Genomic DNA, 15,982 nt, shown 5'->3' on the forward strand with positions numbered 1-15,982 from the left:
CTCAGTCGCGCAGGCGGGCGCGCATCGCCTCGGTGTCCGCCTTGGTCCAGCCGTTCCGGTCCAGCCAGCCCATCGGGCCGCCGAAGCGGTCGTCGAGGACGCCCAGGAACTGCTCGATGTAGCGGGCCCTCGGCATGTGGTCGTCCGCCGGGCGGGAGTCCATGTCGCCCCGGTAGGTCGCGGTGCTCCGCAGCCGCTTCAGCACCAGCTCCAGCCGCTCCCCCGTGGCCACGTAGTCCGCCACGATGGCCTCCCTGGTCGCGCCGGCGATCTCCAGCGCCATCGCCGACAGCACGCCGGTGCGGTCCTTGCCCGCCGCGCAGTGCACCAGCGCCGCCCCGTCGTCCAGCGCCATCGCGCGCAGGGCCGCCACCACGGCGTCCGGCCGGTCGCGCAGGTAGCCGAAGTAGAAGCCGGTCACCCGCAGCTCCTCGTCCAGCGCCCGCTCCGCCCACGGCAGCACCCGGTCGGCGTCGATGGTGTCGGCCTCCACGTCGGTGTGCCTGCCGCCCTCCGCGAACAGCGTGAGGTGGTGGTGCCGCACCTCGGGCACCCGGGTCAGCGGCCCGGGCCCTTCCAGGGACACCTCGGGGGTCGAACGGAGGTCCACGACGTGGCGCAGATTCAGCTCGCCCACCAGCCTGGCCACGTCACCGGGGGTCAGGCCCTGAAGATTGTCGGCGCGGTAGATGCGCCCACGCCGGGTGGCGCCCCCGTCACTCGTGGGCAATCCGCCCAGGTCACGCGCGTTGACCGCGCCTTCCAGCTCGATCCACCTCGTCAGCTCGCTCATTATTACGACCCTATATGTCCACCAAATATGAGCGAATTCGAGGTTCATAACGCAGCATGAACGTATGGATCCACGAGCTCTGCCTCCACGGCTGGTGATCGATCCAGCGCTGCCCCAGGAAGTCTCGGTCGAACTGCGTTCGAGCCCCCATCTGCTCCGCCAGGCCCGAATGGGCGCGCGTATGGACACCACACGTAACCCCGCCATGCTGTTCGCGCTGCCCCTCTTCCTGATCCTGGTCTTCTTGGTGGCCGACGTGGAAGGCCTGTTCGTCGCGAGCATGGGCGTCGGGTTGATCGTCCTGATCCGCTGGATGGCGCTGGACAGCACATATCGCACGGTCAGACGAAGACTTCGGCTGGCGCAGGCGCACGCCAACCACTACCTGCTGCCGGAGGACCTGGACTATCCCTGCCAGATGCTGCTGCGCCGCGCGCAGAACGCCGTCGAGGCGATCATGAACTCCCGGGTCCACAAGGCGGGGTTGATCGACAGCATCGAGAACCAGGTGTCGCTGCCGGAGGAGATCTGGCAGATCGGCCAGCGGCTGCGCCGGTTGTCGGTCATGCACGCCGAGCACGGCAAGATCATCCCGCGCGAGCTGCCGCCGGGCATGGAGGACGCGTTCAAGCCCTACACCAGCGCGCTGGACGCGGCCTGGACCTCGCTGTCGCAGCGGGTGCGCCACCTGGAGAAGTACGCCAAGCAGGTGCTCAAGGCGGACAAGGTCTACCACGCCCACCGCCGGCTGGAGACGCTGGCCGCCAGGACCCCCGAATACCAGCAGCTCATCGCCGAGACCGTACGCGACGAGCTGGCCCACGAGCGCATCAGGGAGCTGGCCGACCAGGCGGCGCACGTGCGCAAGTTGTTCGAGGAGAGCATCATGCAGGCCCGGCAGGCGGCCGGCGAGCTGCTGCGGTCTCCTCTCACATGAGGGCGGCCCGCCTGAGCAGCTCCAGCGTCCTTTGCATGCCGGCCTCGTTACCCAGGCTGCGGTAGATGTCCCTCGCCTGCTCCAGCGGCCCGACGGCGGCCCCGCTCCCGCCCGCCTCCAGGTGGGCCTCACCGAGGTAGCGCAGGCTGCGGGCCATCCACCAGCGGTCCTCCAGCTCTTCGAAGCCCGACACCGCCCGCCGCAGCTCCCGCTCGGACTCCTCGATCCGTTCCAGCCTGGCCAGCGCCCGCCCGGCCGACACCGCGTTCCGGGCCACCCCCCACGAATCACCCAGCGCCACCAGGATCTCCTCGGCCCGCCGGACGTAGTCCAGCTCGCGCAGCCCGTTCGCCGGGTCGCCGACCTCGCCGGCCGCCCGCAGGCAGCGGGCCTCCTCCCACAGCTCCCCGCGCTGCTTGAACATCTCCGAGGCCCGGTCGAGGCTGAACCCGGCCCTGGTGAACAGGTTGGCGGCCTGCCGGTGGTCACCGGCCCGGTGCTCGCCCCGCGCCTGGGCCGCCAGCACCTCCCCGTAGACGCGCAGGGTCTGGGCCTCGGAGTAGCGGTTGCCCTCCCGCTTGAAGATCTCCAGGGCGTCTTCGAGCAGCTCCCTGGCCTCCTCGGGCCGCCGCTCGGCCATGCGCATCTCGGCCAGGTTGCGCTGGGTGCGGGCCATCCACCACAGGTCGTCCTCGCCCTTGAACGCGGTGATGCCGCCGATGAGGAAGTCCTGGGCCCGGTCCAGGTGGCCGTCGCTGAACAGCGTCATCCCGATCGTGCGCATCGCCCGGGCGGCCCACCATGACTCGCCCAGCTCGGTGAAGATCTCCAGGGCCCGCTCCGCCTCCGCCAGCCCGCGCTCCCGCAGCCCCAGGCCGCCGTGGACGGCGGAGGCGTCGAGCAGCGCGATGGCCAGGGACCGCCGGTCGCCGGTCTTCTCCGCGGCCTCGCAGCCGAGCTCGGCGACGGCCGACCAGTCGGACCAGTACGCCCGCAGCGAGTGACACAGCGAGCAGAACGCCCTGGCCAGCCCCCAGGTCAGCTCCCAGAGCCGGAGCTGGTGGGCCAGGTGGATCATGGCGAGCAGCGAGAGCCGCTCGGCGTTGAGCCAGTCGCCGGCCTTGTGCTGCCCTTCGGCGCTGGAGCGGCGCCCGCCCCTGCTCCAGTCCTGCGGCCAGCGGTTCTGGGCGGCCTCCTCGGCGCGGCGGCGGTAGCCGTGCAGCACGCGCTCGATCGCGGCCGTGCGCCGCTCCTCCTCGTCCTGGTCGGTCAGCTCGGCGGCGAACACCCTGACCAGGTCGTGCAGCCGGTAGCGCATCGCGCCGGTCTGGTCGGTGCCCGAGCACTCGGCGAGCTGGACGTCGATGAGCGCTTCGAGCTGGTCGGCGCCGTCGAGCCCGGAGATGTCGAGCAGCTCCCCGGCCACCCAGCCCGGCACGTCGGGCGCGGTCAGCGCGCTGAGCAGGCGCAGCAGGCGGCGCTGCATGCCGGTGCAGTCGTCGTAGCTGAGCTGTACGGAGGCCCGCACGCTCTTGTCGACCGTCGGGGCCAGCTCAAGCTGGTTCAGCATGCGCCGAGTGTCGGCCAGCCGCCCGGCCATCTCGCGCATGGTCCACTGCTCGCGGGTGGCGAGCCGGCCGCCGCAGATGTTGATCGCCAGCGGCAGGTGATCGCAGAGCCGGACCACCTCCCTGGTCGCCTCCAGGTCATCGACCACCCGGGCGCCCCCGGCCAGCCGGGCCAGGAGTTCGACGCCGTGCGCCTCGCTGAACACGCCGAGCCTGGTGTCGTGCGTGCCGTTCAGGAACAGGGGCGCGCGCGAGGTGACCAGCACCGCGCAGCCCGGCTCGGCCGGGATCAGTGATTTCACCTGGTCGGCGTCGTGGGCGTTGTCCAGGCCGATGAGGATCTTGCGGCCCTTGGTCCAGGTGAGCCAGAGCTTGCGCAGCTCCTCCAGGCCGCCGGGGTCGGTGGTCAGGCGCACGTCCAGCGCGCGCAGGAAGCCGATCAGCACCTCGTCGGGCCGTACCGGGGCGTCCACGCCGCCGCGCAGGTCGGCGTAGAGGCGGCCGTCGGGGAACCAGGCGGCCACCTCCTGGCCGAACCTGGTCATCAGCGCCGACTTGCCGACGCCGCCGCGGCCGTACACGGAGACCACCAGCGGCGGCGCGAGGTCGGAGGCCTTCCGGCGGGCGGTGAAGACCTCGCGCAGCTCGGCGAGGGCCTCGGCGCGCCCGGTGAAGTGCTCGGGGACGGGCGGCCACTGGTCCGGGGCGAGCGAGCCCGCCTCTAATCGGGCCTGGCGCTTGGGGCGGCGCGCCTCACTGGTGGTGGCCCAGGTGGTCAGGCCGACGAGGACGGCCGCGGCCATCGTCACGCCGATCTTGGCGGCGGGCGGGATCTCCCAGTCCACGGAGGCGGCCAGCACGCTCGCGGCGGCGGCCGCCAGCCCCGCCGAGACCGGCGCGGCCCACGGGATTCGTCTGCGTCGCGGCTTCTCCGGCAGGTCCCCTGTCAACGATTACCCCCTTGGGGGTGATTCAAGCCGATGGGGTACGGCTTGCGCCAGCCGTACCCCATCGTTCACCTAAAGGCCGATCACGTGACAGGTGGCGGTCACCGTCTTGCTGGGATCGCTCTCCGACGTCGCGGTGAGCTTGACCCTGGCCAGACGGTCGGCGCCGGCGCCGCGCACGGCGTTGACGCTGACGAGCGACTGCTTGCCGAACGCGACCGAGGACAGCGCGTTCGGGAGCTGGGCGGTCCAGCCCTTGCCCTGGACCTCGGCCTTGAGCCGGTAGAGGTCGGAGTTGAGGTAGGCGCTGACGTCCTCCGGGTGCTGCCCCTGCGCCGGGGCCGCCTTGCCGGTGTTGAACAGCGGGAACTTGCAGGTGGACAGGTTCTTGCCGGTGGGGAGGCCGGCCGTGCCGAGCAGCTTGACGCCGCGCTTCTGCGCGCCCGCGCCGTCGAGCGAGCGGATCGCGACCGTGTAGGACAGCTCGCCCTTGCGGTTGCGGTGCACGTCGGTGATGTAGAAGTGCAGGCGGTTGGCCTCGTCGACGTACTCGTACTCGCTGCCGGAGTCGGTGCCGGCGTGGAAGAGGGCGTCGGAGAGCTGGCGGTAGTCGCCGACCGTGATCGGCACCTGCGTCCCGTCGGGCATCACGTAGTCGGTCATGCCGATGTCCTGCGGGTTGGCGTCGATCACCCACTCGAACGGGGCGCGGTCCTCGTTCTTGGTCTTGGCCAGCAGCACGCCGGCGTCCGGGGTGAAGGAGTCGGTGCCCATACGGTCCACGACCTCGACCGTGTAGTTCTGGTAGCCGCCGCGGTCGCAGAGCGGGTCGGCGGCCTGGCACGAGCTCTTGTCGGGGCCGTCGAAGGCGATGTTGACGCCGGCCAGCTCGTTCTTGCCCGGTTGCACCGAGCGGGCCACGACCTTGGCCGTGACCAGGCCGGACTCGTCGAGCGCCTCACGCGACAGGCGCAGGACGTTCTGCTCGTCCACCATCTCCAGCTTGATCTTGTTGCGGAGCATGTGCTGGGCGCCCATGGACGCGCCGCTGGTGGGCGGGATCAGCCATCGGGAGTGCGGTCCGCCGGGGCCGTTGAAGCTGCCGCGGCTGAGCATCTCCCAGATGCCGGTGTACGCCCGGCGCGCCGGCACGCTGTACGGGTTGTTGTAGTTGTCGGCGATGCCCATGATGTGGCTCAGCTCGTGGGCGTAGACCGCCATGCCGGAGCTCTCGGCCTGCACCGAGTCGACGCCGAAGCGGGCGTTGGGCCAGAAGTTGGAGCCGGCCTGCCACGAGGACCACTCGACGTAGCGGGTCTCGATCCAGTTGGGCAGCGCGGGGTCCGGCGGGCCCCACTCGTCCGTCACGTCCTCCTTGGTCGGAAATTTCATCATCCCGAACTCCTGCCAGGTGGACGACTCGTCCTGGCCGGCGCTGAGGTAGAAGACGAAGTCGAACTGCGCGGCCACCTCGGGGCCGACGGCGGCCAGCCAGGCGGCGTTGCCGTCGGCGCGCAGGTCCTTGTCGCACGAGTCGCCGGCGGGGCAGGCCTCGGTGCCGTTGAAGTTCGGCTCCATGGCGTACTCGTGGTCCTTGCCCGGCATCGTGTACGGGCCGAAGCCCGTCAGGTCGACGCCGTACCGGCCGCCGGAGTCCTCCATCCAGTATTCGTGGATGGTGTGACCCTTGTTGAGGTCGTTCGGGGTGTTGAGGAAGTCCTGGTAGAACTTCGCCACCTGGTCACGCGGGACGTCGTGGGCCTCGGCGCTCGGGTTCGCGTAGATCGTCGAGCCCTTGGGCTGGGTCACCACGAACGCCTGGTTGGGATAGTCGAGCAGCACGAGCGCGCCCTTGAAGGTGCGCTTCGACCCCTTCACGGCGGGGTCGTTCCACTGGGTGCCGGGCGGCTTCTTGTAGTCCGCCCACGTCATGTGGTCGGGATTCTCCCAGTTCTGCGGGTCTATGGGCTGAATGCCGCCGGGAGGGCGGCTGCGCAGGGCCTGGCCGTCGGGGGGTGCGTCGCGTTGCCAGGGCTGCGTTTGCGGCCAGTGGTTCTGCCGCCATGGGTACTCGGGGTCTGCGGGGGGTGCTGCGGAAGCGGGGGTCGCCATGAGGCTCACCGGGATCAGCACGAGGGCCGCCAGCAAACCCTTCAGCAGCTTCTTCGGGACTGTCACGGATTGACGGTATAGACGTTATTGACGGAGATCACCGAGCAGTTGTAGGGAAGACATGTAGCAATGCTTCCGACATTTGTTGAAAAATCCATGTAAAGGTGTGGCTGTGGCGGATCTTCAGCGGATCGTGGACGAGCTCGCCGCCCGTCTCGGCCGCCCCCTGCTGCTCGAAGACCGCGTGCAGCGCGTGGTCGCCTACAGCGAGCAGAGCGGCGCCATGGACGACATCCGCCGCGACTCCATCCTGCGCCGGCACACCGCCCCCGAGGTGCGGCAGTGGCTGCGGGCGGCCGGCATCCACGAGGCCACCGGTCCCCTGCGCATTGAGGGCGCGCCGCACCTGGGGCTGCTGCCGCGCGTCTGCCTCCCGGTGCGGCATGCCGACGGCCTGCTCGGCTTCCTGTGGTTCATCGACGCCGACCCGCCCATGTCCGCCGCCCAGATCGACGAGGCCGCGGCCGCCGCCCCGGCTCTTGGGCTGGCCTTGTTCCACGAGAGCCTGGCCAGCGGGCTGGCCTCGCACCGGGAGCTGGAGGCGGTCAACGGGCTGCTGCAGGGTGAGCCGGACGCGGCCAGGCAGCTCATCGAGGCGGGGGCGTTCCCGCAGGCGCGGCCGGTGACCGTACAGGTGGCCAGGCCGCGCACCGCCGAGCCGGACGACGCGCTCAGGCTGGCACTCGAACAGGGGCTGCTGACGCTACGGCGGCGGCTGAGCGGGCACCATCCGCTGCACCTGGTCCGCTACGACCACGCCGTGCTGCTCACCGCCGGGCCGGCGGTCTCGGCCGACGAGCTGCACGCGGTCATGCCGGTGCCGGTGGTGGTCGGGATCGGGCGCAGCCGGCCGGCGCTGGCGGAGGCGGCGGGGTCGTACCGGGAGGCCAGGCACGCCGCCGAGGTGACCGCGCGGGTGCCGGGGCTCGGGCGGACGGCGGAGTGGGCGCGGCTGGGCGTCTACCGGATGCTCACCCACATGCCCGACCAGGAGTTGCATCCCGGGCTGGAGGGGCTGCTCGCGGACGCGCAGTATCTGCCGCTGCTGGAGACGCTGGAGACGTACCTGGACCTGGCGGGCAGCGCGGTCGCCACCTCGCGGGCGCTGCGGCTGCACAGGACGTCGCTGTACTACCGGCTGCAGCGGGTCGAGGAGCTGGCGCGGACCGATCTGAAGGACGGCGGCGAGCGGCTCGCCCTGCATCTCAGCCTCAAGCTCGCCCGGTTGTCCGGGCGGTACTTACCTAGAGATTCGCATGGTTCGTCCTGATTGCGTCCTTGTCCCCGCGTCACGTTTAATCACCTGAGGGGAAGATCCGACGGGAGTGACGATGCCGTCTGCGAAGCGCGCCGACACGGCCGTGGGCCGGCGCGCGTCCGCGTCCGCCGTCCGGCCCGTCGTGCTCCATTCCGCGCCGATCGTGCTGCCCATCTGCGCCGATCCCCTGCGCGACGGGGCGGTGGCGGTCAAGGGCGACCGGGTGCTGAAGGTGGCCTCGCGGGCCGAGTTGCGCTCGTCCCATCCCGGCGCCGAGGAGCTGCGGTGGCCCGGGATGATCGTGGCCGGGATGGTCGACGCCTGCGCCGCCTCTCCGCGCGTTCCCGGGGTGACCGCGCGGGCGAGCGTGGTGTGCGATCCAGCCGATCCCACCACTTTTCCCGGCATCTCGTACGTCGAGGTGTCCAGCGCGAGCGAGGAGGAGTGGGAGGACAGCGAGCGGGACGCGGTCATCACGGCGATCCGCGAGGTCGACCGGCCGTGCGCGGTGGGCATCGCGGCGCACCCCCGGGACGCCCAGGTGCTGGAAGAGGTGGCCGTGCTGGCCAGGACGTTCGGGCTGCGACTGCTGGCCGACCTGGCCCGGCACTCCCCCGCGGCGCTGGACGAGGCCGGGGTGCTGGGGTCGCTGTGCCACGTGGCGTGCGCCCGGCCGCTGGACCCCGGGGAGCGCAAGCTGCTCAGGCTGCGCAAGACCGTGGTCGCCCTCTGCCCGCCCGGGCCCGCCGGTGACGCGCTGGCCCTGCTGGACGAGGGCAACATCGTGGCCTTCGGCACCCGCGGCGGCACCTCGGATGGCCCGCTCGGGCTGGCGGCGGGCGTGCGGCGGCATGCTCGTGAGCTGGGCCTGCGCCCTCGGGGGCTCGACCGGCGGCTGGTCGAGGCGGCCACGCTGGGCGGGGCCATGGCGCTCGGCATGCACCGGGGCAAGGGCCGGATCGGGTCGCTGGCCCCCGGCGCGCGCGCCGACTTCGCCGTGTTCGACGCCCGCGGGCGCTACCCGTACGCCGCCCTGCTGGCCCAGCCCCCCTGCCTCGGCACGATCGTCGGCGGCGTCGTCACCCCGTGATCATCCCCCTTCGGCCCCTTCGTCCACCAGGCTCAGCAACTCCCTGAGCTGCTCGCGCTGCTCCCCCGACAGCACCGCGAACAACTCCTCACCGGCCTGCCTGCGGGCGTCGCGCGCCCCCTCGTACCGATCGCGGCCCTCGGGCGTGAGCACGACCAGCGTCGAGCGGCGGCTGGCCGGATCGACCTCCCGGCGCACCAGCCCCGCCTCCTCCAGCGCGTCCACGACCGGCGTGAGCGAGCGCGGCACGATCCGCAGCTCGTCGGCCAGCCGCACCATCCGCAGCGGCCGCCCGGCCTCGGCCAGCGCGCGCAGGGCCCGCACCTGACCGGGGTTGAGCCCGAGCGGCACCAGCCGCCGGACGAATCCGTGCCGCAGCCGCCTGCCGACCAGGTGCATCAGCTCGGCGAGCTCCGTTTCTCCCATACTTGTGAAGTTTAGCCGGATTAATTATGAGCTAACCTCTGTTTGAGTGGACATCTGAAAGGAGCGCCACTTGGAGGAAGAACCACGCGCGCCGCTTGGGCGCATCATCAAGCTCTTCACCGCCTACCGTGGCCGCCTGACCGTGGTGGGCTCGCTCATCCTGCTGTCCTCGCTGGTGGGCCTGGCCTCGCCGTTCCTGCTGCGCGAGGTGCTCGACGTGGCCATCCCGGCGAGGGACGCCGGGCTGCTGACGCTGCTGGCCCTGGGCATGATCGCGGTGGCGATCGTCACCACCGTGTTCGACGTCCTGCAGACGCTGGTCTCCACCACCGTGGGCCAGCGGGTGATGCACGACCTGCGCCTGGCCGTCTACGGCCACCTGCAGCGCATGTCGCTCGCCTTCTTCACCAGGACCAAGACCGGCGAGGTGCAGTCGCGCATCGCCAACGACATCGGCGGCATGCAGTCCGTCGTCACCACGACCGCCGCCTCCATCGTCTCCAACCTGACCACCGTGATCGCCACGATCGTCGCCATGCTCGCGCTCGACTGGCGGCTGACGCTGGTCTCGCTCGTGCTGCTGCCGGTGTTCGTGTGGCTCAGCCGCCGGGTCGGTACGGAGCGCAAGCGCATCACCGCCGACCGGCAGCGCAAGCTGGCCACCCTTGCCTCGATGGTGCAGGAGTCGCTGTCGATCAGCGGCATCCTGCTGGGCCGCACGATGGGCCGCTCCCCCGAGCTGACCCGGCGCTTCGGCAAGGCCTCCGACGAGCTGGCCGAGCTGGGCGTCCAGACGAACATGGCCGGGCGCTGGCGGCAGTCGGTCATCCAGTTCGTCATGGCCGCGATGCCCGCGATGATCTACTGGGCGGTCGGCCACACGGGCGCGATCTCGGTGGGCACGCTGGTGGCGTTCACGACGCTGCAGGTGAGCCTGTTCCGTCCGGCGGTCTCGCTGCTGCGGCTCGGGGTCGAGGTGCAGGTGTCGCTGGCGCTGTTCGGGCGCATCTTCGAGTATCTGGACCTGCCGGTGGACATTCATCCCGGCACGCGCGAGCTGGCGGGCGTACGCGGCGAGGTGCGCTTCGACGACGTCGATTTCTCCTACGGCGACGCCCCCACGCTCACCGGTGTCGACCTCACCGTGCCCGCCGGCACCAGCCTGGCCATCGTCGGCGAGACCGGCTCGGGCAAGACCACGCTCAGCTACCTGCTGCCCCGCCTCTACGACGTCACCGGCGGGCGGGTCACGATCGACGGGGTGGACGTGCGCGAGCTGACCTTCGAGACGCTGAGCGAGGCGGTGGGGGTGGTGTCGCAGGAGACCTACCTGTTCCACGCCTCGATCGCCGACAACCTGCGCTTCGCCCGGCCCTCGGCCACGGACGAGGAGCTGGCGGAGGCGGCGCGGGCGGCGCGCATCCACGACCACATCTCCTCGCTGCCCGACGGCTACGACACGATGGTCGGCGAGCGCGGCTACCGGTTCTCCGGGGGCGAGAAGCAGCGCCTGGCCATCGCCCGCACACTGCTGCGCGACCCGCCGATCCTGATCCTCGACGAGGCCACCAGTTCCCTGGACACGCAGACCGAGCGGGCCGTGCAGGAGGCGCTCGACACGCTGGCGCGGGGGCGCACCACGATCACGATCGCCCACCGGCTGTCCACCGTCCGCGACGCCGACCAGATCGTGGTCCTCGACCACGGGCGCATCGTCGAGCGCGGCACCCACGACGAGCTGATCGCCACGGGCGGCCCCTACGCGGCGCTGGTGAGCCGCGACCAGCCCGCTGAAGTGGCCTAACGCATTTCAAACGTGTCTTGCCTCACATTCCGGCCAGACCGGAATCGGGGCTCCGGAGGAGCGTGTTGTTCCCCCGGTGCATTCCCCAGGCAAGGATCGGTTTTGTCTTTCTCCTCCGCCACGTTCAGAGCCCTGCGTCACCACAATTACCGGCTCTGGGCGGGAGCCGACATCGTCTCCGTGACCGGCACGTGGATGCAGGTGCTGGGCGTCAACTGGCTCATCCTCACCCTGACGGGCTCGGCGGCCAGCGTCGGGCTGAGTCTCGTCATGCAGGCGCTGCCCACGCTGCTGCTGGGCATGTGGGGCGGCGCGCTGGCCGACCGGCTCCCGAGCCGGCCCGTCGTGATCGCCGCGCAGGTCGCGCAGGCCCTGCTCGCCGCCGTGCTCGCGGTCATCGCTCTGACGGGCGTGCAGTCGGTGCTGCCCATCTACGGCGTGGCGCTGGCCGGCGGGGTGGTCACCGCGCTGGGCGGGCCCGCGCTCGGCCGTTTCGGCTCCGAGGTGGTGCCGCCCGACGACCTGCCGAACGCGATGGCGCTCGGCTCGATCCTCAACTCCGCCGGTCGCATCCTCGGCATGAGCCTGGCGGGCGTCATGCTGCCGTTCACCGGCAACGGCGGCCTCTTCGTCATCAACGCCGTCAGCTTCTTCGTGGTCATCGCGGCGGTGGCGGCCATGCGGCGGGAGGAGTTCCACGTCCTCGCCGCCTCCGAGCGGCAGCCCGGCGCCGTCCTCGACGGCCTGCGGTACGTCCTGCGCACCCCCTGGCTGCTCATCGTGCTGGCGCTGTGGTTCGTGTCGGGCAGCCTCGGGCGCAACTACCAGGTCACCATGGCCGCCATGAGCGCCGGCCCCCTGGAGGCGGGCGCCGGCGGGTACGGCCTGCTGTCCACGGTCTTCGCCGTCGGCACCGTGCTGGGCGGCTTCCTGGCCGCCACCCGGTCGCACCTGACGATCCGGCTGCTGCTGGTCATGGTGTTCGTGACCGGGGTGGCGCAGGCGCTGAGCGGGCTGATGCCGTCGCTGTGGACGTTCGCCGCCCTGATGCCGCCGATCGCGGCCGGCGCGGTGGCCCTCGACACCACCGTCTCGGCCCGGGCGCAGCTCGACAGCCCCGAGGAGATGCGCGGGCGGGTCATCGCGGCCCTGTCCATCGTCAGCGCCGGGTCCGGCGCGCTCGGCGGGCCGCTGCTCGGCCGGCTCAGCGACACGCTGGGGCCGCGTGTGGCGCTGGAGGTGGGCGGCGTGGCGTGCGTGGCGGCCGCGCTGCTCGCGGCCGTGGCGCTGACCCGGCTGCCGGACCGGACGATCAGGCTCAGGCCCCGCCTGGAGAACGCCTGACCTGGTGGCCCCTGCCCTCTTGCATGCATGGGCGAGTGCAGCTAACCTACAACTGAAGTTAGAGGTTAGCTTCCACCGAACGCCCAACAAGGAGATGGGAAAATGCTGTTGACCTCCATCGACCCGTTCTTCCAGGAGTTCGAGCGCCAGTTCAACCGCCTCACCCGCCAGACCCTCGACAGCGGCTCCGCCGTGATGCCGATGGACGGTCTGCGCCGTGACGACGACGTGCTCCTCCGATTCGACCTCCCCGGCATCGACCCCGAGTCCATCGAGGTGACGGTCGATCGCGGCGTCCTCAGCGTGAGCGCGGGGCGCGAGCAGGAGATCGCGGAGAACGAGCGGCTGTTCGTGCGCGAGCGCCCGATGGGCACGTTCACGCGGCGGGTCTACCTGTCGGAGCACCTCGACGCGGACAAGATCGACGCGGGCTACGCCAACGGCGTCCTCACCGTCCGCATCCCGGTGCTGGAGCGAGCCAAGCCGCGCAAGGTGGCCATCCAGCGCAGCGAGAGCAAGGCCATCAAGGCCTGACACGCGGTCCGGGGCGGGCGACCGCCCCCGGACCACAAGGAGATCACGCATGCCCGACCTGCCCTTCGACGACGAGTACGCGCCTCTCTACTCCCTGGGGCAGGTGGCCGAGATGCTGCAGGTCCAGCACGCCTTTCTGCGCCGGCTCGACCAGCACGACGTCATCAGGCCGAGCCGGTCGAGCGGCGGCCAGCGGCGTTACTCCCGCCGCGACGTGATCGTGGTCCAGCACGTCACGCGGATGACGGAGGAGGGCATGACGCTCATCGCGATCCGCCGCATCCTCGAACTCGAACGAGAGGTGGCCATTCTGCGCCAGGAGCTCGAAAGGGCCCGCGCGCGGATCCGCGCGCTCGGGTGACCGCCGCGGGACACGGGCGCGTACCCTCGTTGACGTGCACAACACCAGATACGCGCCGTCCGGAATGGTGTGCAGCGTCGACCACCTGGCCTCCGCCGCCGGGCTGACGATGCTCGACCGGGGCGGGTCGGCCGCCGACGCGGCCATCGCCACCAACGCCGTGCTCGCCGTCGTCGCCCCGCACATGTGCGGCCTGGGCGGCGACCTGTTCGCCCTCGTTCACGACGGCGGGCACAACAGCGGGTACGGCGGCGGGCACAGCGGCGGCCACGATGGCGGCCACGATGGCGGCCACGACGGCGGGGTGACGGCGCTGAACGCCTCCGGCCGGGCGGGCTCCGGTGCCGACGCCGACCGCCTGCGGGCCGAGGGCCACACCCGCATGCCGCACCTGCACGACGTCAGGTCCGCGACGGTGCCCGGCTGCGTGGACGGCTGGGCCGCGCTGCACGCCCGCCACGGCCGCCTGCCCATGGCCGACCTGCTCGCGCCCGCGATCCGGCTGGCCCGCGACGGCTTCCCCGCCTCGCCGCTGATGCTCGCGGGCGCGATGACCGCCGCCCGGCGCCCGGGTGGCGGCGACTTCGCCCGGGTACGCGCCGCGGGCGACCGCGTGACCAGGCCCGGCGTGGCCCGCGCGCTCCAGGCCGTGGCCGCCGACGGCAGGAACGGCTTCTATCTGGGCGAGTTCGGCCAGGGCCTGATCGAGCTGGGCGCCGGCGAGTACACCGAGGCCGACCTGGCCGCCCCCGGTGCCGACTGGGCGGAGCCGCTCAAGGTGCGCGCCTTCGGCCACGACGTCTGGACGATGCCGCCCAACTCGCAGGGCTACCTGCTGCTGATGTCGCTCGCCATCGCCGACGGGCTGCGGCTGCCCGGCTCGCCGCAGCACTCCGCCTGGTCCCATCTGCTGGCCGAGGCCGCCAGAGTGGCCGGGCACGACCGCCTCGACGTGCTGCACGAAGGCGCCAAGGACCTGCTCGACCCCGCCGAGATCGCGCGGCGGCGGGCGCTCATCGACCCGCGTTCCCGGCTGCGGCTGCGGGGGCGGGCCGAGGGGGGCGACACGACGTACCTGTGCGCGGTGGACGGTGACGGCATGGGCGTGTCGCTCATCCAGTCGAACGCGTCGGGGTTCGGGGGGATGGTGTTCGAACCGCGTACCGGGATCAACCTCCACAACCGCGGCATCGGCTTCTCCCTCAAGCCCGGCCATCCCGCCGAATACGCCCCAGGCCGCCGCCCGCCCCACACGCTGACGCCCGCGCTGATCACCCGCCCCGACGGCACGCTGCGGTCGGTGGTGGGCACGATGGGCGGCGACGCGCAGCCCCAGATCCTGCTGCAGGTCATCACCAGGCTGCTGCGCCACGGCGAGGAGCCGGGGCAGGCGATCGCCGCGCCGCGCTGGCGGCTGGGCACCGGCGGCACCGGGTTCGACACCTGGGACGCCCCCGACGACGCGGTCATCGACCTGGAGGAGGGCTCGACCTGGTCCAACGGCCTGGCGGCGCTCGGGCACAGGGTGGCGGCGCTGCCGTACGGGGGGTCGTTCGGGCACGCGCACCTGATCGACGTACGCGCCGACGGAATGCTGGCCGGGGCGGCGGACCCGCGTTCCCTCATCGGCGCGGCGATCGGCCGCTGAGGCCCATTTGGACAAGGAAGCGTTGGTGCGCGCCCCAGGGGAGGCCAAGTCCTAGGATTTCGGTCCGATCCCTGGGTAGGGGACCGCGTATGACCGAACAGCCTCCGGACCGATACGGCTACAGCGACGAGCAGGAGATCGAGGTCGAGGAGTGGACCGACGACCTCGGTTTCCGTCACGAAGTCGTTCCTGACGACCCGGCGCACCACGACTCCCTGGACGAGCGGCTCCGGCGCGAGGCGCCCGAGAAGCTGCACGCGCCCCGCCCCAAGCACCAGCTGACCCAGCCGGACGAGGGGCTGGAGCCCGACGTGGACGACGAGGAGATCGGGGTGGGATACGCGACGCGCGACGACCTCTCCGCGGAGGAGCGCGCGGTCCGCATCGACCCCGATGAGAACCTCACATAAGCCGCAGGGCGGGAAGAAGAGCGTGCAGGTCGTCGACGATCACGTCGGCGGCCTCCGCTTGCGGGCGCTCGGCGTGCAGGTAGCCCCACGGGCCGCGGCGCAGCAGCGCGGTACGCATGCCCGCCCGCCCCGCCGGGAGCACGTCGTTGTCGAGCCGGTCGCCCACGTACAGGATCTCGGCCGGCTCACGCCCCGCGACCGCCGCGACCTTGGCGAAGAACCCGGGGTCCGGCTTGGCCACGTCCCACCCCTCGGAGGTGTGCACCGAGTCGGCCGGCAGGTCCATCGCGACCAGCGCGTCGTAGGCCCGCCTCGGCTGGTTGCCCGCGATGATCACCTGGTAGCCGGCGGCGCGCAGGGCGGCCAGCGCCTCCCGTACGTCCGGGTAGAGGTCATCGGCGTCGAAGCGGTTGCGCATGCCGCCGGGGTCGTCGCGCTCCCAGGCCGCCTCCTCCGCGCCCAGGTCGAAATCGGGCCGGACGAGACGGAAGGCGTCGCCGTGCGGGCGGTCCAGCGCCGCCATGCCGCCGAGCGCGCCCATCAGCACGAAGACGCTCACGCCGAGCCGGTCGGCCCAGCGCGACCAGATGCGCGTCTCGTCGATGAGCGTCTCGCCGACGTCGAACACCACGGCCTTGATCATGAATCCCCCAGCTCGAACAGCCTCGCCTCACCACATCCGCCACGGCC

General features: G+C 71.6%; 14 protein-coding genes. 9 read left to right on the forward strand and 5 right to left on the reverse strand.

All coding sequences use genetic code 11. The features are described from left to right. Position 1 precedes the first annotated feature (1 nt). The gene (locus C4V41_RS10005) at positions 2–793 is read right to left on the reverse strand and encodes a tyrosine-protein phosphatase (protein WP_103955464.1); all 792 of its coding nucleotides are present in this window, start codon (positions 791–793) and stop codon (positions 2–4) included. A 181-nt stretch (positions 794–974) separates the two neighbouring features. On the opposite strand from C4V41_RS10005, the gene C4V41_RS10010 reads away from it, so the two are divergent. Further along, on the forward strand, positions 975–1,730 hold the full coding sequence (locus tag C4V41_RS10010) for a hypothetical protein (protein ID WP_146103606.1): 756 nt from the start codon (positions 975–977) through the stop codon (positions 1,728–1,730). Here the strand turns inward: C4V41_RS10010 and C4V41_RS10015 are convergent. Both C4V41_RS10015 and C4V41_RS10020 read right to left on the reverse strand, forming a co-directional pair. Then, the gene (locus C4V41_RS10015) at positions 1,723–4,248 is read right to left on the reverse strand and encodes a tetratricopeptide repeat protein (RefSeq protein WP_103955466.1); all 2,526 of its coding nucleotides are present in this window, start codon (positions 4,246–4,248) and stop codon (positions 1,723–1,725) included. The two genes, C4V41_RS10010 and C4V41_RS10015, sit on opposite strands and share 8 nt — an antisense overlap. 69 nt (positions 4,249–4,317) lie before the next feature. Continuing rightward, entirely contained in the window at positions 4,318–6,423 is a 2,106-nt protein-coding gene (locus tag C4V41_RS10020) for a M6 family metalloprotease domain-containing protein (protein WP_235030017.1), read from the reverse strand. Between the two features lie 106 nt (positions 6,424–6,529). On the opposite strand from C4V41_RS10020, the gene C4V41_RS10025 reads away from it, so the two are divergent. After that, positions 6,530–7,687 carry a PucR family transcriptional regulator gene (locus tag C4V41_RS10025; protein ID WP_103955467.1) on the forward strand — a complete coding sequence of 386 codons (1,158 nt, stop codon included), beginning with the start codon at positions 6,530–6,532 and terminating at the stop codon, positions 7,685–7,687. Between the two features lie 61 nt (positions 7,688–7,748). Further along, the gene (locus C4V41_RS10030) at positions 7,749–8,765 is read left to right on the forward strand and encodes an amidohydrolase family protein (RefSeq protein WP_146103607.1); all 1,017 of its coding nucleotides are present in this window, start codon (positions 7,749–7,751) and stop codon (positions 8,763–8,765) included. Here C4V41_RS10030 and C4V41_RS10035 read toward each other — a convergent pair whose 3' ends face one another. Continuing rightward, positions 8,766–9,191: a MarR family winged helix-turn-helix transcriptional regulator gene (locus C4V41_RS10035; RefSeq protein ID WP_103955469.1), complete on the reverse strand. Its 426-nt coding sequence runs from the start codon at positions 9,189–9,191 to the stop codon at positions 8,766–8,768. A 70-nt stretch (positions 9,192–9,261) separates the two neighbouring features. Here C4V41_RS10035 and C4V41_RS10040 point away from each other — a divergent pair, with 70 nt between their 5' ends. From C4V41_RS10040 to C4V41_RS10065, 6 genes are all read left to right on the forward strand, one after another. Further along, entirely contained in the window at positions 9,262–10,995 is a 1,734-nt protein-coding gene (locus C4V41_RS10040) for an ABC transporter ATP-binding protein (protein WP_103955470.1), read from the forward strand. A gap of 102 nt (positions 10,996–11,097) precedes the next feature. Next, positions 11,098–12,339: an MFS transporter gene (locus tag C4V41_RS10045; protein ID WP_200823857.1), complete on the forward strand. Its 1,242-nt coding sequence runs from the start codon at positions 11,098–11,100 to the stop codon at positions 12,337–12,339. 102 nt (positions 12,340–12,441) lie between these two features. After that, positions 12,442–12,873: an Hsp20/alpha crystallin family protein gene (locus C4V41_RS10050; protein WP_103955471.1), complete on the forward strand. Its 432-nt coding sequence runs from the start codon at positions 12,442–12,444 to the stop codon at positions 12,871–12,873. Positions 12,874–12,922: 49 nt separating this feature from the next. After that, on the forward strand, positions 12,923–13,234 hold the full coding sequence (locus tag C4V41_RS10055; RefSeq protein ID WP_103955472.1) for a MerR family transcriptional regulator: 312 nt from the start codon (positions 12,923–12,925) through the stop codon (positions 13,232–13,234). 34 nt (positions 13,235–13,268) lie between these two features. Beyond that, positions 13,269–14,882: a gamma-glutamyltransferase family protein gene (locus C4V41_RS10060; protein WP_103955473.1), complete on the forward strand. Its 1,614-nt coding sequence runs from the start codon at positions 13,269–13,271 to the stop codon at positions 14,880–14,882. An 89-nt stretch (positions 14,883–14,971) separates the two neighbouring features. Beyond that, positions 14,972–15,292 carry a hypothetical protein gene (locus C4V41_RS10065; RefSeq protein ID WP_103955474.1) on the forward strand — a complete coding sequence of 107 codons (321 nt, stop codon included), beginning with the start codon at positions 14,972–14,974 and terminating at the stop codon, positions 15,290–15,292. On the opposite strand, the gene C4V41_RS10070 is transcribed toward C4V41_RS10065, so the two are convergent. Then, complete coding sequence (locus tag C4V41_RS10070) at positions 15,285–15,935, reverse strand: HAD family hydrolase (protein ID WP_103955475.1); 651 nt, start codon at positions 15,933–15,935, stop codon at positions 15,285–15,287. The two genes, C4V41_RS10065 and C4V41_RS10070, sit on opposite strands and share 8 nt — an antisense overlap. Positions 15,936–15,982 lie beyond the last annotated feature (47 nt).

Source organism: Nonomuraea solani, assembly GCF_900108335.1.
Lineage (GTDB): Bacteria > Actinomycetota > Actinomycetes > Streptosporangiales > Streptosporangiaceae > Nonomuraea > Nonomuraea solani.

What these genes read in the sequence shown, in the direction of transcription:
- C4V41_RS10035 (WP_103955469.1), bottom strand. Translation starts at nt 9,191, where the DNA reads ATGGGAGAAACGGAGCTCGCCGAGCTGATGCACCTGGTCGGCAGGCGG.
- C4V41_RS10065 (WP_103955474.1), top strand. Translation starts at nt 14,972, where the DNA reads ATGACCGAACAGCCTCCGGACCGATACGGCTACAGCGACGAGCAGGAG.
- C4V41_RS10055 (WP_103955472.1), top strand. Translation starts at nt 12,923, where the DNA reads ATGCCCGACCTGCCCTTCGACGACGAGTACGCGCCTCTCTACTCCCTG.
- C4V41_RS10030 (WP_146103607.1), top strand. Translation starts at nt 7,749, where the DNA reads ATGCCGTCTGCGAAGCGCGCCGACACGGCCGTGGGCCGGCGCGCGTCC.
- C4V41_RS10070 (WP_103955475.1), bottom strand. Translation starts at nt 15,935, where the DNA reads ATGATCAAGGCCGTGGTGTTCGACGTCGGCGAGACGCTCATCGACGAG.
- C4V41_RS10005 (WP_103955464.1), bottom strand. Translation starts at nt 793, where the DNA reads ATGAGCGAGCTGACGAGGTGGATCGAGCTGGAAGGCGCGGTCAACGCG.
- C4V41_RS10050 (WP_103955471.1), top strand. Translation starts at nt 12,442, where the DNA reads ATGCTGTTGACCTCCATCGACCCGTTCTTCCAGGAGTTCGAGCGCCAG.
- C4V41_RS10010 (WP_146103606.1), top strand. Translation starts at nt 975, where the DNA reads ATGGACACCACACGTAACCCCGCCATGCTGTTCGCGCTGCCCCTCTTC.